This is a genomic window from Luteimicrobium sp. DT211 (assembly GCF_049844995.1).
Classification (GTDB): Bacteria; Actinomycetota; Actinomycetes; order Actinomycetales; family Cellulomonadaceae; genus Luteimicrobium.
In genome coordinates, this window is sequence record NZ_JBNCMC010000003.1 from 279,084 (window position 1) to 294,365 (window position 15,282).

The following is a 15,282-nucleotide window of genomic DNA, read 5'->3' on the forward strand; positions in this document are numbered from 1 at the left end:
CAAGTCTCCCCGGCGGACGCGCGCGGCACAAGAGTTACGACAAGGTTTCTTCGGGGTGACCGAGAGATCTTGGTCACACGTCCCACTTCGCGCGCTGGAGGGGCCGGCGGTCGCTGCGTGGGGCGCGCTCGCGGGCGCCGCTGCGGGACAATGACGCAGTGAGCACCCCCCGCCCGGCGCCCGGCCGGACCGCCCGTCCGTGGACCCTCCGCTGCCTCGTCTGGGGGATCCTGCTCGAGGCGCTCGGCCTCGCGGTCGGGGCCGTCGTCGTCCTCGTCGAGCTGGCCCGCGGCGACTCGGACGCCGTCGGGACGAGCGTCGCGCTCGCGGTCCTGGCCCTCGCGCTGGGGGCCCTCCTCGCCGCGGCGGGGCGCGCCCTGCACGCGGGTGCGCGCTGGTCCCGGGCGCCGATCGCGACCTGGCAGATCCTGCAGGCGCTGGTCGGGGTGACCTGGTGGCAGGGGACGCGGTCGCCGTGGGCGGGCCTGCTCGTCCTCCTGTCCGTCGCCCTGCTGGTGCTCCTCATGGTCCCGAGCGTCGTCGCGCTGACCACCGACCGCGCCCCGCGCGACGACGGCTCCGAGACCTAGTCGACCGCGAGCGCCGCCACCGGCGAGGTCCGCGCGGCGCTGCGGCCCGGCAGCACCGACGCGACCAGACCGGCCGCGAGCGCCACCACGAGGACCACGCCGAGCGTGGCCCACGGCACGACGAGGGGCGACGGGCCGAAGGAGCCCAGGGCGGCGGCCTCGCCGGCCCAGCCGTACGCCACGCCCAGGACGATCCCGACGACGGCGCCCACGCCTGCGATGAGCATGCCCTCCTGCGCGAGCATCCAGCGCAGCTGGCCGCGCGTGAGGCCGATGGCCCGCAGCGTCGCGGACTCGCGGCGCCGCTCGAGGACGGACAGCGACAGCGTGTTCGCCACCCCGACGAGCGCGATCACGACGGCGACGGCGAGCAGGCCGAGGACGATCGCGAGGATCGTGTCGACGACCTTCTCCATCGACGCGTGCTCGGCGGCGGGGCCGACCACCCCGATCGAGGAGTCCTGGTCGGCGACGGCGTCCTGGACGGCCGTGAGCGTTCGCGCGGCGTCGGCGTGGTCGCCGAACGCGAGCCAGGCCGTCGCGGTGCCGGCGTGCGGGGCGATCCGCGCGAGGACGGCGGGGGTGACGAACGAGGACCCCGCGTCGACGGTCACGAGGCGGACCTCGAGGCGGACGCCCTTGCCGGTGGGCTTGCCGTCGGCGTCGGTGGCGCGCAGCGTCACCGTGTCGCCGTCCGCGAGGCCGAGGTCCCCGACGGACGAGCCGTGGGGGTCGACGACGATGGTGGAGTCGTCGAGGTCGTCGAACACGGCAGGGTTCCGCACGACGTCGCGGGCCGTCCCGGGGTCGATGCCGAACAGCGCCGTATCCGCGGTCTGGTGATCCCCCGAGAGCTGGGCGCCGGTACTCGCGAGGGGGACGACCCGGCGCACCCCGTCCGTGTCGGCCAGGCGGGTGCGCAGCGCGGGCGTGAGGCCGTCGCCACCGTCGCCGTCGTAGGACTGCACGATGGCGTCGACGGGATAGTGCTCGTCGAGCGTGGACCCGAGCGTGACCCGGGCACCGGCGGCGCCCGTCGCCATCATCGCCACCAGGGTGACGCCGATGAGGAGCGCAGTGCTGGTCGCGGTCGTGCGGCGGGGGTTGCGGAGCGTGTTGGCCGACGCGAGCCGCGAGCTCGCTCCCGCCCGGCGGAGGACCGCGCCGGCGGCGTGCACGACGCGCGGCATCCAGAACACCGCGCCGACGAGAATGCCGACGAACGAGACCGCGCCGCCCAGCACACCGAGCGCGAGGCCGATCTCGGCCGAGGCCGTCGTCCCGGCCGCGACGGCGAGGGCCATCAGCGCGAGCCCGCCGACGGTCGCGACGAGCGCGAACACCCCGCGGGCCTTGCCGCTGCGGCTGGTCAGGGTCGGCGCCTCCGACGGACGTAGCGCCGCGAGGGGCGCGACCCGGGTCGCGGCCCGGGCCGGCGCGAGGCTCGCGACGACGGTCACCAGGGTCCCCACCACGATCGGCACGAGCACCGCGACGAGGGACACGTGGATCGAGGACGGCAGGGGCGTCGTCGTGCGCGGGCGGAGGACGGAGAGCACGGCCTGCGTGAGACCGACGCCAAGCCCGACCCCGACCGCCGAGCCGACCAGGCCCAGGACGGTCGCCTCGAAGACCACCGAGCGGCCGAGCTGGCTCTTGGACGCGCCCACGCAGCGCAGGAGGGCGAGGGTGCGGGCGCGCTGCGCGACCAGCACCTGGAACGTGTTGGCGATGACGAGGGCCGCGACGACGAGCGCGATCGCGGCGAACGTGAGCACGACGTAGGTGAAGACGTCGTCGTCGCCCGTCGCCTGCGCCGCGAGCTCGCGGGCCAGGGCCTCGCGGGTGACCACGCGGGCGCCGTCGGGCAGGGGGAGCGAGCTGATCTTCGCGGTGGCCTCGGCGGCAGGGGTGCCCGGGGCGAGCGCGACGAGCACGTCGGAGTAGGTGACGTCCGCGGGCGAGCCGGCGTCCGTCGCCTGCCAGGCGCCGAGGGTCGAGGCGGTCACGACGCTCGCGCCGCCCGACGCGGTCCAGGCGCCGTACGGGTCGTCGAGGGTCCCGACGACGCGCAGCCGGTGCGTCTGCGCGGGGGCCTGGGCGCCCTCGGCGTCGAACCCGCCGACGACGGTCACGGTGACCGTGTCCCCGACGTCCACGCCCAGCCGCTCGGCCTGGCTCACGGGGAGCGCGACCTCGTCGTCGGACGTGGGGAAGGCGCCGTCGTGCACGCGCTGCGGCTCGAGCCGGGCGTCGGTGGGGCTGCCGGTGAACAGTGCGTTGATCGTCCTGCCGTTCGCGGCGACGTCCTCCGACATGGACGCGAGGGGAGCGGCGGCAGCGACGCCCGGGGCCGCCGTCACCGCGGCGAGATCCTTGGCGCGGAGCTGTTCGCCGTCGGTGGTCACGACGAGGTCGGCCCGGGCGTACGGGGCCGCGACGGAGTCGGTCGTCGCGGTGCGGATGAGGTCGGACGCGACGAGCGTCGCGGCGACGAAGCCGGTGCCGATCGCGATCGCGATGCCGGCCGCGGCGAGCCGCGCCACGCTCCGGCGCATCTGCGCGAGGGTGAGCCGAATCATCGGGCCGCCACCGCCGCGTCGTCGAGGGAGCGCAGGGCGTCGAGGCCCGCGAGCGCGGCCTCCGGGGTCGGGTCCTGGATGTCGCCGGCGACGCGGCCGTCGGCGAGCAGCACGACGCGGTCCGCGTACGCGGCGGCCGACGGGTCGTGGGTGACCATGACGATCGTCCGCCCCAGCTCGCGCACCGAGCGACGCAGGAAGCTCAGCACCTCGGCGCCGGAGCGCGAGTCGAGGTTGCCGGTGGGCTCGTCGGCGAACACGACCTCGGGCTTCGTGATGAGCGCACGAGCGATCGCGACGCGCTGCTGCTGGCCGCCGGACAGCTCGGACGGCCGGTGCGTGAGGCGCCGGCCGAGGCCGAGGGTCTCGACCAGGATCTCCAGCCACGCGCGGTCCACGGTGCCGTTCGCCAGCTCGACGGGCAGCGTGATGTTCTGCTCGGCCGTGAACATCGGCAGCAGGTTGAAGGACTGGAACACGAAGCCCACGCGCTCCCGGCGCAGGAGCGTGAGCTCCTTGTCGGTCAGGCGGGTGACCTCCGTGGCCCCCAGGTAGGCGCTGCCGCTCGTCGCCGAGTCCAGGCCCGCGAGCAGGTGCATGAGCGTCGACTTGCCCGAGCCCGACGGCCCCATGATCGCCGTGAACGCGCCGGCCTCGAAGTCCACGTCGACGCCGTCGAGCGCGCGCACCGTCGCCTCGCCGCGACCGTACGTCTTGGTCAGGGCGCGGGCGCGGACGGCGGTGGAGCGGATCGTGGCGTCGGCCGCCGAGGCGGCGGGATCGAGCGTCGGGGTGGGCTGGTCGGACGGGGCCACGGTGGCTCCTTCGGTCGATGGTCGGCGGGGTGCGGTCGCTGCCTCGGGCCCTCGGCGGGCCGCGCTCCCGACGCTACGGGCGGCTCGGGCGCGGTCGCGTCGCCCGGCGGTCGGGTCGGCGGTCCGGCCGGGTCATCCTCAGGTCGTACCCGTCGCGGCGTCCGGCCCACCCTCCGGCTCGTGTCAGAAGCTCATTGGTCTCGAGGCTCACGAGCTTCTGACCGGTCTGCGAGTCCCGCGGTCTGTCAGAACGTGGTGGGGCTCGAGGCTCACGAGCTTCTGACAACTGAGTGGACCGGCGACGGCGCCCGGCTCTCGAGCAGGCGTCCGGCCTGCGTTGTGGTCCAGTCGGGAACAGGTGGTCGGAGGCGCAGGAGTCGCAATCGCCCGCGCGGCGCCGTTCCGTGAGCCACCCACAGGCTGCGCCGTGGCCCGCGGCGTGCCCAGGCGCCGACCGCGCGCGTCCTGGCGGCGAGCGGGCCGACGATCGCTACGCCATGACTGGCGGCGCAGCCTTCCTCGACCGAGTGCCAGGGATCCGTGCCCTCGCGACCCGCCAGCACGGGGTGTGCACGCGCGCGCAGCTCGCCGGTCTCGGCGTAGCGCCCCACCACGTCGCGGCGCAGCTGAGGGCGCGGCGGTGGCGTGAGGTGGCGCACGACGTGGTGGTGCTGCACCGCGGGCCGTCGACGCGGGAGGCTCGGTGCTGGGCCGCTGTGCTCGGCGCCGGGTCGGTCCCGGTGGCGCTCGCGTGCTGGACGGCGCTCGAGCGGCACCGGCTCCAGGGCTGGACGCGCGACGAGGTGCACGTCGTCGTGCCTCGCGGCGACAAGCCGGCCCGTTGGCCGTGGCTCGTCGTGCACGAGTCGCGGCGACACGACGCGGAGGACGTGACCGTTCAGGCCGGGCTGCCGGTGCACGGCGTCGAGCGCGCCGCCATCGACGCGGCGGCGTGGCAGCCGTCGTGGCGGACCGCGTCCGGACTCGTGGCGGCCGTCGTGCAGCAGCGCCTCACGACGCCCGACGCCGTGCTCGGCGAGCTCGAGCGTGCGGGCCGGATCCGGCACCGGCGCACCATGCAGCTCGCCCTGCTCGACGTGATGGGCGGCGCGCAGTCTCTCGAGGAGATCGACTTCGCGCGCCTGTGCCGGCGAGCGGGCCTGCCGGAGCCGTCCCGGCAGGAACGACGGCGCGACTCCCGCGGCAAGGTCCGGTTCCTCGACGTCGAGTGGCGGCTGCGGGACGGTGGGCGACTGGTCGTGGAGGTGGACGGCGTCGGGCACCTCGCGCACGAGCAGTGGTACGACGACCTCCTGCGGGACGCGGAGCTCGGCTCCGACGCCGAGACCGTCCGCATCCGCATCCTCGCGGGGGCGGCGCGCCACGAGCCGGACCGTGTGCTCGCGATCGTCCGCCGCCACCTGTCGGCGCTCGATCGTCGACCTGTCAGAAGGTGGTGAGCCTCGAGGCTCACGACGTTCTGACACGCGCGCCTTGGAACTCGACCTGTCAGAAGGTGGTGAGCCTCGACGCTCTCCAGGTTCTGACAACTCGTGGCTGCGGCGCAGTGGCGCGCGGCGGGCGGGTCAGTCCGGGGATCCCGGGCGCACGAGGCCCGTCTCGTAGGCCGTCACGACGGCCTGCACGCGGTCGCGCGCGCGCAGCTTCGCGAGGATCCGCCCGACGTGCGTCTTGACGGTCGCCTCGGCGACGAACAGCTCGGACGCGATCTCGAGGTTCGACCGCCCCCGGGCCATCAGGACGAGCACCTCGCGCTCGCGGTCGGTGAGCTGCTCGACGGCGTGCTGCGCCTCCGGGTCGGCCGGCGCGTCCGCGGGGAGCGCCGTCACGAGGTGCTCGAGCAGCCGACGTGTCGACGACGGCGCGATCACGGCGTCCCCGGCGTGGACCGTCCGGATCGCGGCGAGCATCTCCTCGGGCGGCGCGTCCTTGAGCAGGAACCCGCTGGCCCCGGCGCGGATCGCCGCGAGGACGTACTCGTCGAGGTCGAACGTCGTGAGGACGATGACCCGCGGGACGACGCCCGGGCCCGCGTCGGCGGCGGCCGCGGTGAGCTGCGCCGTGGCGCTCAGCCCGTCGAGATTCGGCATGCGCACGTCCATCAGGACGACGTCCACGGGGTGCGAGGCCAGGAGCCGCAGCGCCTGCGCGCCGTCGCCGGCCTCGACGACCACCTCGAGGTCGGGCTGCGAGTCGATGACCATGCGGAACCCGGCGCGGACGAGCTGCTGGTCGTCGACGAGCGCCACCCGCACCGGTGCCCCGGGCGCGCCCGCGCCCCAGCCATCGGTCGGGGCTCCCGTCGGACCGTCTCCCTGCGCGCTCACGTGCCGGACTCTACCGGCGTGCCGGCGTCGGGCACGGGCGGCTGCTCGGCACGCAGCCGCGACGGCAGCTCGAGGTGGACGCGGTAGCCCCCGCCGGGGCGCGGCCCGGTGCTCACGGTCCCGCCGAACACCGCGGCCCGCTCGCGCATCCCGAGCAGCCCGTAGCCGCCGCCGTCGCCCGTGGCGGCGGCCCCGCGGCCGTCGTCCTGCACGTCGAGGACGACGGCGTCGCGGTCCCAGCGCAGCACGACCGTGACCGCGGGCGACGGGCCGGCGTGCTTGAGGACGTTGGTGAGCGCCTCCTGCGCGACGCGGAAGATCGTGAGCCCGGCGCCGGGGGGCAGCTGGCGCGGCGTGCCGACCCGGACGAGCGAGACGCGCGGACCGCTGGCCCGGACCTGCTCGACGAGCGCCTCGAGGCCCTCGACCGACGGCTGGGGCGTGAGCGCGGCCGGTGCAGCAGGGACCGGCGAGGCGCCCTGCCGCGTGGCCCCGGCGGCGCCTGCGGCAGCCACCCCGACGGCGGCCGCGCCGGTCGAGCCGCCCGCGGCCCCGTCCCCGTCGGCCCCGTCCGCACGCAGCACGCCGAGGATGCGCCGCATGTCGGCGAGGGCGGCGCGGCCCGTCTCGGCGATGGTCGCGAGCGACCGCTCGGGCGCGGTCGGGTCGGACGCCGCCGCGTATCTGCCTCCGTCGGCCTGGGCGATCATCACCGACAGGGAGTGCGCGACGATGTCGTGGAGCTCGCGGGCGATCCGGGTCCGCTCGGCGGACGTCGCGAGGCGCGCCTGCTGGTCGCGTTCGACCTCGAGCCGCTCCGCGCGGTCGCGCAGGGCCGCGAGGGTCTCGCGGCGCGAGCGGCGCACGAGGCCGAACGCCCACACGGCGAGCAGGGCGACGCCGACGAACACGGCGATGGCGGTCGCCTGGCGGGCGGCCTCGACGGTCCCCAGCCCGCGGTCGGCGAGCAGGCCGGCGACGACGACGGCGCCGAGCAGTCCGGTGCCGATCGCGGTGCGGTGCGCCCAGCGCGGCCCGTTCACGGTCACCGAGTAGAGGGCGACGGGCACGGCCAGGGCCGACGCGATCGACGGGCTCTGGTCGACGACGAGCTGGACCAGCGCGGCCGTGTACACGGTGACGACGGAGGCGACCGGCCAGGTGCGGCGCCAGGCCAGGGGCACGCACAGCGCGAGCGCGAACCAGCCGGGGGCGTGCAGGTAGCTCCGCTCCGCTGCGCTCGCGGCGAGGACGAACAGGGTGAGGACCGCGGCACCGGCCGCGTCGACGCCGAACCGGTGGCGCTCGGTCCATCGCGTCGCGTTCTCGTACCAGCCCATCGCCTCAGCGTAGGATCGACGACGCCGGCGGCGCGTCCGCCCCTGGTCCGATGCACGCTCCGCGGGCGTCGTCCTGGCGGGTTACGCCGGCGGGCGCGCGGCGCGCGGGACTACCCTCCCGGGGCCGCCGACGCGTCGGCGGCACGTGTGCGGGACGCCTGGTCAGGGCCTTGCGCGGGTGCGGACGAGTTCGTGCGAAACGGGAGACTCCGGTCCGCGTGATGCTCTAGCATGGCCCAATGACCAACGTATTGCTGGCCGAGGATGACACGGCGATTGCCGAGCCTTTGGCACGTGCGCTCACGCGCGAGGGATACAACGTCGTCGTGCAAGGCACGGGGCAAGGTGCCATCGACTCCGCGGAGGCCGCGGACGTGGTCGTCCTCGACCTGGGTCTGCCCGACATGGACGGCCTCGACGTCGCCCGCGCGATCCGCGGCGCTGGTCTGACCACCCCCATCCTCGTCCTCACCGCACGCGCGGACGAGGTCGACCTCGTCGTCGGCCTCGACGCCGGCGCCGACGACTACGTCACGAAGCCGTTCCGGCTCGCGGAGCTGCTCGCCCGGGTCCGGGCGCTGCTGCGCCGCACGCACGGCGGGGAGACGCCCGACGAGGAGGAGCTCGTGGCGCAGGACGTCGTCGTCGACGTCGCCGCGCACCGGGCGTTCCAGAGCGACCGCGAGCTGCACCTGACGACCAAGGAGTTCGACCTCCTGCGCGTCCTGGTCCAGAACGCGGGCAGCGTCGTCGTGCGGGACACCCTGATGCGTGAGGTGTGGGGCGCCGAGCCCGCGGGCTCCACCAAGACGCTCGACATGCACGTCTCGTGGCTGCGGCGCAAGCTCGGCGACGACGCGAACTCGCCGCGCTACGTCGCGACGGTGCGCGGGCTGGGCTTCCGCTTCGAGACCGGCGGCCACTGACGGCGGGGCCGGCGGCTGACGGGCGCGACGGCGGCGATGTCGGTGACGCCATGACGCGCGTGACACGGCACGGAGTCGGGAAGGTCTGAGACGTGCGTCAGCGGATGCTCCAGGCGACCGTGGCCGCGGTCGCGGTGGCGGTGCTGCTCCTCGGCTTCCCGCTCGCGTTCTTCGGAGCCCAGTACGTCCACGACAACGACCTCGACGACCTCGAGCGCCGCACCCAGACGCTCGCGCGGGCCGTCGACCGGGCGATCGGCAACGGCGACGAGGTGCTCGCGTCCCCGGCGAGCGTGACGGTCGCCACCGGGGGCCACAACCAGGTGCCCGCGCACGTCGTCATCAGCTACGACGGCCGCCGCCTCGAGGCCGGGGACCAGATCCACGGGCGCGTCGAGGAGCGTGCGGTGCGCACGTCGGAGGGCGCGCTCGTCACGCTCGAGGTGTCGTACTGGGCCCTGTACTGGCAGTCCATGCGGATCGTCCTGTTCGTCGTCGCGGCGGCCGTGGTGGCGATCCTCGCCGGCATCGCGATGGCGGTGATCCAGGCGAACCGGTTGTCCGCGCCCCTGGTCTACCTGGCAGCGTCGGCGGAACAGCTGGGCTCGGGACAGGTGCGCCCGCAGATGGAGGAGTCCGGCGTCGAGGAGCTCGACCTGGTCGCGGCGGAGCTCGCGCGCACGTCCGACCGGCTGGCCAGCAGGCTCGCGACCGAGCGGCAGTTCGCCGCCGACGCGTCGCACCAGCTCCGCACGCCGCTCACCGCCCTGTCGATGCGCCTCGAGGAGATCTCCCTCATGTCCGAGGACCCGGCGGTCCAGGAGGAGGCGCGGATCTCGCTCGAGCAGGTCGAGCGGCTGGTGACCGTCGTCGACGACCTCCTGACGCGCTCGCGTCGCGCCCAGGGCGGCACCACCGAGGCGGTGCGACTCGTGGAGGTCGTGCGGCAGCAGGAGGAGGAGTGGCTGCCGAGCTTCGAGGCGGCCGGCCGCCGCCTCGTCGTCGACATCCCCCTCGACACGTACGTGCTGGCCACCCCGGGCGCGCTCGCCCAGGTGCTGGCGACGCTCGTCGAGAACTCGCTCACGCACGGCGGCGGGACGACGACGGTCCGCTCCCGTCCCGGACGGTCCGGCTCGATCGTCATCGAGGTGGCCGACGAGGGCGAGGGCGTCCCCGACGAGCTGGCCCCCACCATCTTCGAGCGCGAGGTGACGTCGGGGAAGGGCACCGGCCTCGGTCTGGCGCTGGCGCGCGACCTCGCCGCCGCGGACGGTGGCCGGCTCGAGCTGTCGCAGCGTCGCCCGGCCGTGTTCTCGGTGTTCCTCGCGGGCGTGCCGCACACGCTCGACCCGCGGGTCGTGCTGCCCGCCGGGGCGACCGTCTCGAGCGCCCGGGGGCGCCGAGGCAGGCGCAGGTCCGGCGACGGCTGACCCGCTCTCATCCCGAGGTGGACGGGCGGGAGGACTACTTCGCGGGGCTCCGGTCGCCCGTGAAGACCAGGTGCCGGTAGGCGAAGTAGCGGAAGATCGTGCCGAGCCCGATGCCGAGCAGGTTCGCGAGGTTCTTCTCGAGCGGCGAGTCGAGCCCCAGCGGGTAGACGAAGAGCGCCAGGACCCCGATCCCGATGAGCAGCCCGCCCACGTTGACGACGAGGAACCCGGCGAGCTCGCGCGACCTGTTCTCGGTGCGCCGCTCGGAGAAGGTCCAGAGGCGGTTGCCGACCCACGCGACGAGGGTGGCGACGGCGACGGACACCACGCGCGCCGTCAGCGGCTTGGAGTCGAGCAGGTGCCCGGGGCCGAACTGCAGCAGGTTGAAGAGGCCCAGGTCGACGACGAACGACACCGCACCGACGGACCCGAACTTGGCGAGCTCGTAGAGCCGGTCCTTGCCGAGGCGCGGACGGCGGGTGGCGGAAGCCTCGCCGGCGGTCGCAGCCGCGGCAGGCGAACCGTCGAGGGTGTCGGCGGCGACGTGCGCGACGTCCGTGCCGGGCGCCTCGGACGCCGCCAGCACGAGGGGGAGGGCGCCGTGGCGGTCGGCCTCCGCGGCCCCGGCGCGGCCGGGTTCGGCGGCAGGCGTCACGTCGGTCATTCCTCGAACGGTAGCGCAGCAGCCTGGGCGCCAGGTTCCGATAGGCTCGGGCACCGTGTCAGCACCAGTCGTGGCCGTCGTCGGAGGCGGGCAGCTCGCCCGCATGATGGCACCCGCCGCCGCCCGCCTGGGCGTCCGGCTGCGGGTGCTCGTGGAGTCGCCGGAGGGCTCCGCGGCGCAGGTCGTCGCGGACGCTCCCGTAGGGACCGCCGCCGACGAGGCCGCCGTCCGTGCTCTCGTCGCGCCGCCCGGGGGCGAGGCCGCCGCGGTGCTCACGTTCGAGCACGAGCACGTCCCGTCGGCACTCCTCACAGCGCTCGAGGCGGAGGGCGTGGCCGTGCGCCCCGGCCCCGACGCGCTGCGCCACGCGCAGGACAAGATCGTCATGCGGTCTCGGCTCACGGCGCTCGGCGTGCCGTGCCCGCGCTGGGCGCCGCTCGCCGTCGATGCCGCGGAGGGCGCGCGCGAGCTCGCGGCGTTCCTCGCGGAGGTCGGCGGCGAGGCCGTCGTCAAGACGAGCCGCGGCGGCTACGACGGCAAGGGCGTGCGGGTCGTCAGCGCGCCGGACGACGCCGCAGACTGGCTCGCGGCCGCCCAGGACGGCGGACCGCAGCTCCTCGTCGAGGAGAAGGTGCCGTTCCGGCGCGAGCTCGCCGCACTCGTCGCGCGACGTCCGTCGGGCGAGGTCCGGGCGTGGCCCGTCGTGGAGTCCGTGCAGCGAGACGGCGTCTGCGCGGAGGTGACCGCGCCCGCGCCGGACCTCGATCCCGCCCTCGAGGCGCAGGCGCGCGACATCGCCACCGCGGTGGCCGAGGGCCTCGGGGTGACCGGCGTGCTCGCGGTCGAGCTGTTCGAGGTGCCGGGCGCCGCACCGGGCGAGCCGGCCCGCGTGCTCGTCAACGAGCTCGCGATGCGCCCGCACAACTCCGGCCACTGGACCATCGACGGCTCCGTGACGAGCCAGTTCGAGCAGCACCTGCGCGCGGTGCTCGACCTGCCGCTCGGCGACACGGGGCCCGTCGCCCCCTGGACGGTCATGGCGAACGTCCTGGGATCGGAGCGCGCGGAGCTCACGGACGCGCTGCCCGACGTGCTCGCCGACGGCGACGCCCGGGTCTGGCTGTACGGCAAGGACGTGCGGCCCGGGCGCAAGCTGGGGCACGTGAACGTCAGCGGCCAGGACCTCGCCGCGACCCGCGACCGCGCTCGGGCGGCCGTGGCGACCCTGCGCGGCACCACCACCGGCCCCGACGGCGACGCGACGCCGACGACCACCACGAAGGAGCGAGCATGACCGAGCAGGCTGCAGGGACCGGCACGGAGCAGGCCGCCGGGCCGCTCGTCGGGATCGTCATGGGCTCGGACTCGGACTGGCCCGTGATGCAGGCCGCGGCCGACGCCCTGGCGGAGTTCGGCGTGCCGGTCGAGGTCGACGTCGTGTCGGCGCACCGGATGCCCACCGAGATGATCGAGTACGGCCGCACGGCAGCCGACCGGGGGCTTCGCGTGATCGTCGCGGGCGCCGGCGGGGCCGCGCACCTGCCGGGGATGCTGGCCGCCGTCACGCCGCTCCCCGTCATCGGGGTCCCGGTGCCCCTGGCCCACCTCGACGGCATGGACTCGCTGCTCTCGATCGTCCAGATGCCCGCGGGCGTGCCCGTCGCGACCGTGTCGGTCGGCGGGGCCCGCAACGCCGGGCTGCTCGCCGCCCGCATCCTCGGTGCCGGCGCGGGCGACGACGCCGCCGCGCTGCGCGCGCGCATGTCCGAGTTCCAGGTGCGCCTCGGGGACCAGGCCCGCGAGAAGGGCGCGCGCCTGCGGGCGTCGCGGTCGGGCAAGGTCGGCTTCGGCGGCTGACGACGCCGCCGCGGCTCAGCTCTTCGAGTCGGAGTTGACCGTGCCGGCCTTGAGCTTGCCGTTCATGACGTTCGCGAAGAACTTCGGCGCCTTGTCCGGGTCGAGCCGCACGCTCGAGCCGACGCCGCCCGGCCGGTAGTCGCGGTCGGAGATCGGGGGCAGCCCGGTGACGCCGTCCTTGCCGTTCGCGGACTTGAACGCCATCGCCAGCTTCGCCAGGTCGACGATGTTCGTGCCCTTGTCGACCTCGAGCACGCCCGTGCCCGCGTCGATGAGCTTGACCTGCGTGGCCGGCTTGAAGAGCAGGCTCGGCTTGGCCGCCTTCTGCGAGATCGCGTCCACGAGCTGGCGCTGGCGCTCCGTGCGCCCGAAGTCGCTCGTCGGGTCGGAGTAGCGCATCCGGGAGAAGGCGAGCGCCGTCTTGCCGCCGACGTCGTGGCAGCCGGCCTTCCACTTGAGCTCGGACTTCTTGTCGTCGACGTCGTAGTCGAGGCACAGGTGGACGCCGCCGACGGCGTCCACCAGGCCCTCGACGCCGCCGAAGCCGACCTCGGCGTAGTGGTCGACGTGCATGCCGGTCAGCTTCTCGACGGTCTTGACGAGCAGGGGCGCGCCGCCGTACGCGTACGCGGCGTTGATCTTGTTGCTGCCGTGACCGGGGATCTTCACGTAGGAGTCGCGCGGGATCGAGATGAGCGACGTCGTCCCGGAGTCGGGCACCTGCAGCACCATGATCGTGTCGGTGCGGGCGCCGGAGGTGCCGTCCTTCACGACGCCGTCCGCGCGCGAGTCCGAGCCGGCGATGAGATAGGTCGTCCCCGGGGTGTCCGCTGCGTCGGACAGCGCGTCGACGTGGTCGAGCTTGCCGTTGGCCCAGGCCACGACGCCGACGGGCCAGGCGATCATCGCGACGACCACGAGGCCGGCGACGATCGCGGCGATGCGTCCCTTGCGCAGGTGCAGACGTCCCGGGGTGGTGCCGCCGGGCGCCGTGCCCGACCGCGCGCCGTCGCCCGGCCCTCGCCCGGCGCCGCCGCCGCCGGGCGGGCGGCTGGGGGCGCGCGTGGTAGGCGACGTCGTCGGGCGGCGCTCGTCGCCGGCCGCGCGCGGTGCCCGGGTGACGCCCCCGGGCGGGATGGTCGGCGGCGGGCCGGACGCGGTGCGTGCCCGGGCGCGGCCGCCGCTGCGGTCGACGGGGACGGGCCCGCTCGACTGGCGCGTCACCCGTGACGCGGGACGCGCGGGCGGGGGAGGAGGCGTGGCGCCGCCCCCGCCGTCGGGCCCGACCTTGATGACCCCGTCGGCCTGCTCGGGGCGCGACTCACGCCCCGACTGCGGGGTGAAGCTCGGCGGGAGGGACCGGGGGTCGGGCGTCATGACGTGCAGGCCGCCTTCGAGCTGACGACGTCGGCCGCGGTGATGCCTTCCTTGTCGCGGTCCTTCGTCGTGGTGGTCGTGCTCGGCTTCTTGGTGGTGGTCGACGACTTGTCGGACGTGCTCGACGACGCCTTGCTGGTCGCCTTGCTCGTGGACGTCGCGGTCGCCTTCTTCGCGGCCTTCTCCTCGGACGCCGTGAGCGGCTTGTCGGCCGCGAGCTTCGCCCAGATCTCGGACGCCGCGGGCTCGCTCCAGACGACGCGGTTCGGGTTCGTCGGGTCGGCGCCGTTCGGGATCGTGAGGAACGTGATGTTCGACGAGGACAGGTGGCGCAGGCTGTAGCCGAGGCCGCCGATGCTCGTGATCGAGCCGAGGTTGAGCCCGCCGTCCGTCTTCGACGTGTGCAGCGACTTGGTGGCGGCGTCGAGGAACTTGAGCAGCTTGGGGCTGTCGGTGAGGAAGTTCTGCGCGAAGACCTTGTTCGCGATCGAGCCCATGAGCTCCTGCTGGCGCTTGATGCGGCTCAGGTCGGAGCCGTCGCCGACGCCCTCGCGCGCCCGGGCGTAACCCAGCGCGGTCTTGCCCTTGAGCGTCTGGTAGCCCGCCTTGAGGTTGAGCTGCGCCTTGGGGGCGTCGATGTCGGTCGGGATGCACATGGGCACGCCGCCGAGGGCGTTGATCATGCCCTCGAAGCCGCTGAAGTCCAGCACGACGTAGCCGTCGAGCGCGATCCCCGTGGTGGACTCGACCGTCTGCCACGTGCACGCAGCACCGCCGGCGATCTGGGCCGAGTCGTCGCCGCCGAGCGCCTTCGCCTTGTCGGCGCCGTACGAGAACGCGGCGTTGAACATCGTGTGGGGAGCGGCGCCCGTCGAGTTCCCCTTGGAGTCGATCTGGCACGCGGGGATGTCGACGAGCGAGTCACGCGGGATCGAGACGGCCTCCATGCGCTTCCGGTCCGCGGAGATGTGCATGACGATCGTCGTGTCGGAGCGCTGGCCGCCGTTGTTGTCCTTGACGATCGAGCCGTTCGCGCCGCCGCGGGAGTCCGAGCCGAGGATCAGGATGTTGAGGTCGTGCCCGGCGTCCGGGTCGCTCGGGTCCTTGGTCTTCTTTTCCTTGGCCACGAGGAACGACGTGTTGTTCGTGTCGATGTTCCCCTGGTAGTGCCGGACGAACGCGTAGGCCCCGCCGCTGACTGCCGCGAGCGCGCCCACGAGGACCAGGCCCACGACCTTCGCCACACCGTGGGTGTGGAGGTAGCGGGCGTGGCGGGTGGCGCCCTTCTCGGAGGCGGTGTTGGTCGTCACGGGATGTGATCCTAAGCGGAGCCCTGCGCAGGCCCGGCGC

The 15,282-nt window shown here is 74.6% G+C and carries 13 protein-coding genes; 6 read left to right on the forward strand and 7 right to left on the reverse strand.

Annotation, left to right across the window (positions count from 1 at the left end; translation table 11 throughout):
• The first annotated feature begins 158 nt into the window (after nucleotides 1–158).
• Nucleotides 159–590: a hypothetical protein gene (locus ACLQ14_RS09110; protein ID WP_425812137.1), complete on the forward strand. Its 432-nt coding sequence runs from the start codon at nucleotides 159–161 to the stop codon at nucleotides 588–590.
• Here ACLQ14_RS09110 and ACLQ14_RS09115 read toward each other — a convergent pair.
• Nucleotides 587–3,172, reverse strand: a complete 2,586-nt coding sequence (locus tag ACLQ14_RS09115; RefSeq protein ID WP_425812139.1) for an ABC transporter permease — start codon at nucleotides 3,170–3,172, stop codon at nucleotides 587–589. The two genes, ACLQ14_RS09110 and ACLQ14_RS09115, sit on opposite strands and share 4 nt — an antisense overlap.
• Nucleotides 3,169–3,924 carry an ABC transporter ATP-binding protein gene (locus ACLQ14_RS09120; RefSeq protein WP_425812864.1) on the reverse strand — a complete coding sequence of 252 codons (756 nt, stop codon included), beginning with the start codon at nucleotides 3,922–3,924 and terminating at the stop codon, nucleotides 3,169–3,171. Before ACLQ14_RS09120 ends, ACLQ14_RS09115 begins: the two co-directional genes overlap by 4 nt.
• Before the next feature lie 560 nt (nucleotides 3,925–4,484).
• Here ACLQ14_RS09120 and ACLQ14_RS09125 point away from each other — a divergent pair.
• A complete protein-coding gene (locus ACLQ14_RS09125) occupies nucleotides 4,485–5,447 on the forward strand; it encodes a hypothetical protein (protein ID WP_425812141.1) in 963 nt (320 codons plus the stop codon).
• A 126-nt stretch (nucleotides 5,448–5,573) separates the two neighbouring features.
• Here ACLQ14_RS09125 and ACLQ14_RS09130 read toward each other — a convergent pair whose 3' ends face one another.
• Together ACLQ14_RS09130 and ACLQ14_RS09135 are read right to left on the reverse strand one after the other, a co-directional pair.
• Nucleotides 5,574–6,263 carry a response regulator gene (locus ACLQ14_RS09130; protein ID WP_425812866.1) on the reverse strand — a complete coding sequence of 230 codons (690 nt, stop codon included), beginning with the start codon at nucleotides 6,261–6,263 and terminating at the stop codon, nucleotides 5,574–5,576.
• Nucleotides 6,264–6,331: 68 nt separating this feature from the next.
• A complete protein-coding gene (locus ACLQ14_RS09135; protein ID WP_425812143.1) occupies nucleotides 6,332–7,675 on the reverse strand; it encodes a sensor histidine kinase in 1,344 nt (447 codons plus the stop codon).
• Between the two features lie 239 nt (nucleotides 7,676–7,914).
• Between ACLQ14_RS09135 and ACLQ14_RS09140 the strand changes: the two genes are divergently transcribed.
• Nucleotides 7,915–8,601 (forward strand): response regulator transcription factor, encoded by a 687-nt coding sequence (locus ACLQ14_RS09140; RefSeq protein WP_425812145.1) that lies wholly within the window; start codon nucleotides 7,915–7,917, stop codon nucleotides 8,599–8,601.
• A gap of 92 nt (nucleotides 8,602–8,693) precedes the next feature.
• Nucleotides 8,694–10,034 (forward strand): ATP-binding protein, encoded by a 1,341-nt coding sequence (locus tag ACLQ14_RS09145; RefSeq protein WP_425812147.1) that lies wholly within the window; start codon nucleotides 8,694–8,696, stop codon nucleotides 10,032–10,034.
• Nucleotides 10,035–10,068: 34 nt separating this feature from the next.
• Here ACLQ14_RS09145 and ACLQ14_RS09150 read toward each other — a convergent pair whose 3' ends face one another.
• Entirely contained in the window at nucleotides 10,069–10,698 is a 630-nt protein-coding gene (locus ACLQ14_RS09150; protein WP_425812149.1) for a GtrA family protein, read from the reverse strand.
• Nucleotides 10,699–10,753: 55 nt separating this feature from the next.
• Between ACLQ14_RS09150 and ACLQ14_RS09155 the strand changes: the two genes are divergently transcribed.
• Both ACLQ14_RS09155 and purE read left to right on the forward strand, forming a co-directional pair.
• The gene (locus ACLQ14_RS09155) at nucleotides 10,754–11,992 is read left to right on the forward strand and encodes a 5-(carboxyamino)imidazole ribonucleotide synthase (protein WP_425812151.1); all 1,239 of its coding nucleotides are present in this window, start codon (nucleotides 10,754–10,756) and stop codon (nucleotides 11,990–11,992) included.
• Nucleotides 11,989–12,555, forward strand: a complete 567-nt coding sequence (gene purE, locus ACLQ14_RS09160; protein ID WP_425812153.1) for a 5-(carboxyamino)imidazole ribonucleotide mutase — start codon at nucleotides 11,989–11,991, stop codon at nucleotides 12,553–12,555. The genes ACLQ14_RS09155 and purE overlap by 4 nt, the downstream gene beginning before the upstream one ends.
• 15 nt (nucleotides 12,556–12,570) lie before the next feature.
• Here purE and ACLQ14_RS09165 read toward each other — a convergent pair whose 3' ends face one another.
• Together ACLQ14_RS09165 and ACLQ14_RS09170 are read right to left on the reverse strand one after the other, a co-directional pair.
• Nucleotides 12,571–13,932 carry an LCP family protein gene (locus tag ACLQ14_RS09165; RefSeq protein ID WP_425812155.1) on the reverse strand — a complete coding sequence of 454 codons (1,362 nt, stop codon included), beginning with the start codon at nucleotides 13,930–13,932 and terminating at the stop codon, nucleotides 12,571–12,573.
• Complete coding sequence (locus ACLQ14_RS09170; RefSeq protein WP_425812157.1) at nucleotides 13,929–15,242, reverse strand: LCP family protein; 1,314 nt, start codon at nucleotides 15,240–15,242, stop codon at nucleotides 13,929–13,931. Before ACLQ14_RS09170 ends, ACLQ14_RS09165 begins: the two co-directional genes overlap by 4 nt.
• Between the last annotated feature and the right edge of the window lie 40 nt (nucleotides 15,243–15,282).

Coding starts and splice junctions, on each gene's coding strand:
- ACLQ14_RS09165 (WP_425812155.1), bottom strand. CDS start 13,932: ATGACGCCCGACCCCCGGTCCCTCCCGCCGAGCTTCACCCCGCAGTCG.
- ACLQ14_RS09125 (WP_425812141.1), top strand. CDS start 4,485: ATGACTGGCGGCGCAGCCTTCCTCGACCGAGTGCCAGGGATCCGTGCC.
- ACLQ14_RS09140 (WP_425812145.1), top strand. CDS start 7,915: ATGACCAACGTATTGCTGGCCGAGGATGACACGGCGATTGCCGAGCCT.
- ACLQ14_RS09115 (WP_425812139.1), bottom strand. CDS start 3,172: ATGATTCGGCTCACCCTCGCGCAGATGCGCCGGAGCGTGGCGCGGCTC.
- ACLQ14_RS09135 (WP_425812143.1), bottom strand. CDS start 7,675: ATGGGCTGGTACGAGAACGCGACGCGATGGACCGAGCGCCACCGGTTC.
- purE (WP_425812153.1), top strand. CDS start 11,989: ATGACCGAGCAGGCTGCAGGGACCGGCACGGAGCAGGCCGCCGGGCCG.
- ACLQ14_RS09150 (WP_425812149.1), bottom strand. CDS start 10,698: ATGACCGACGTGACGCCTGCCGCCGAACCCGGCCGCGCCGGGGCCGCG.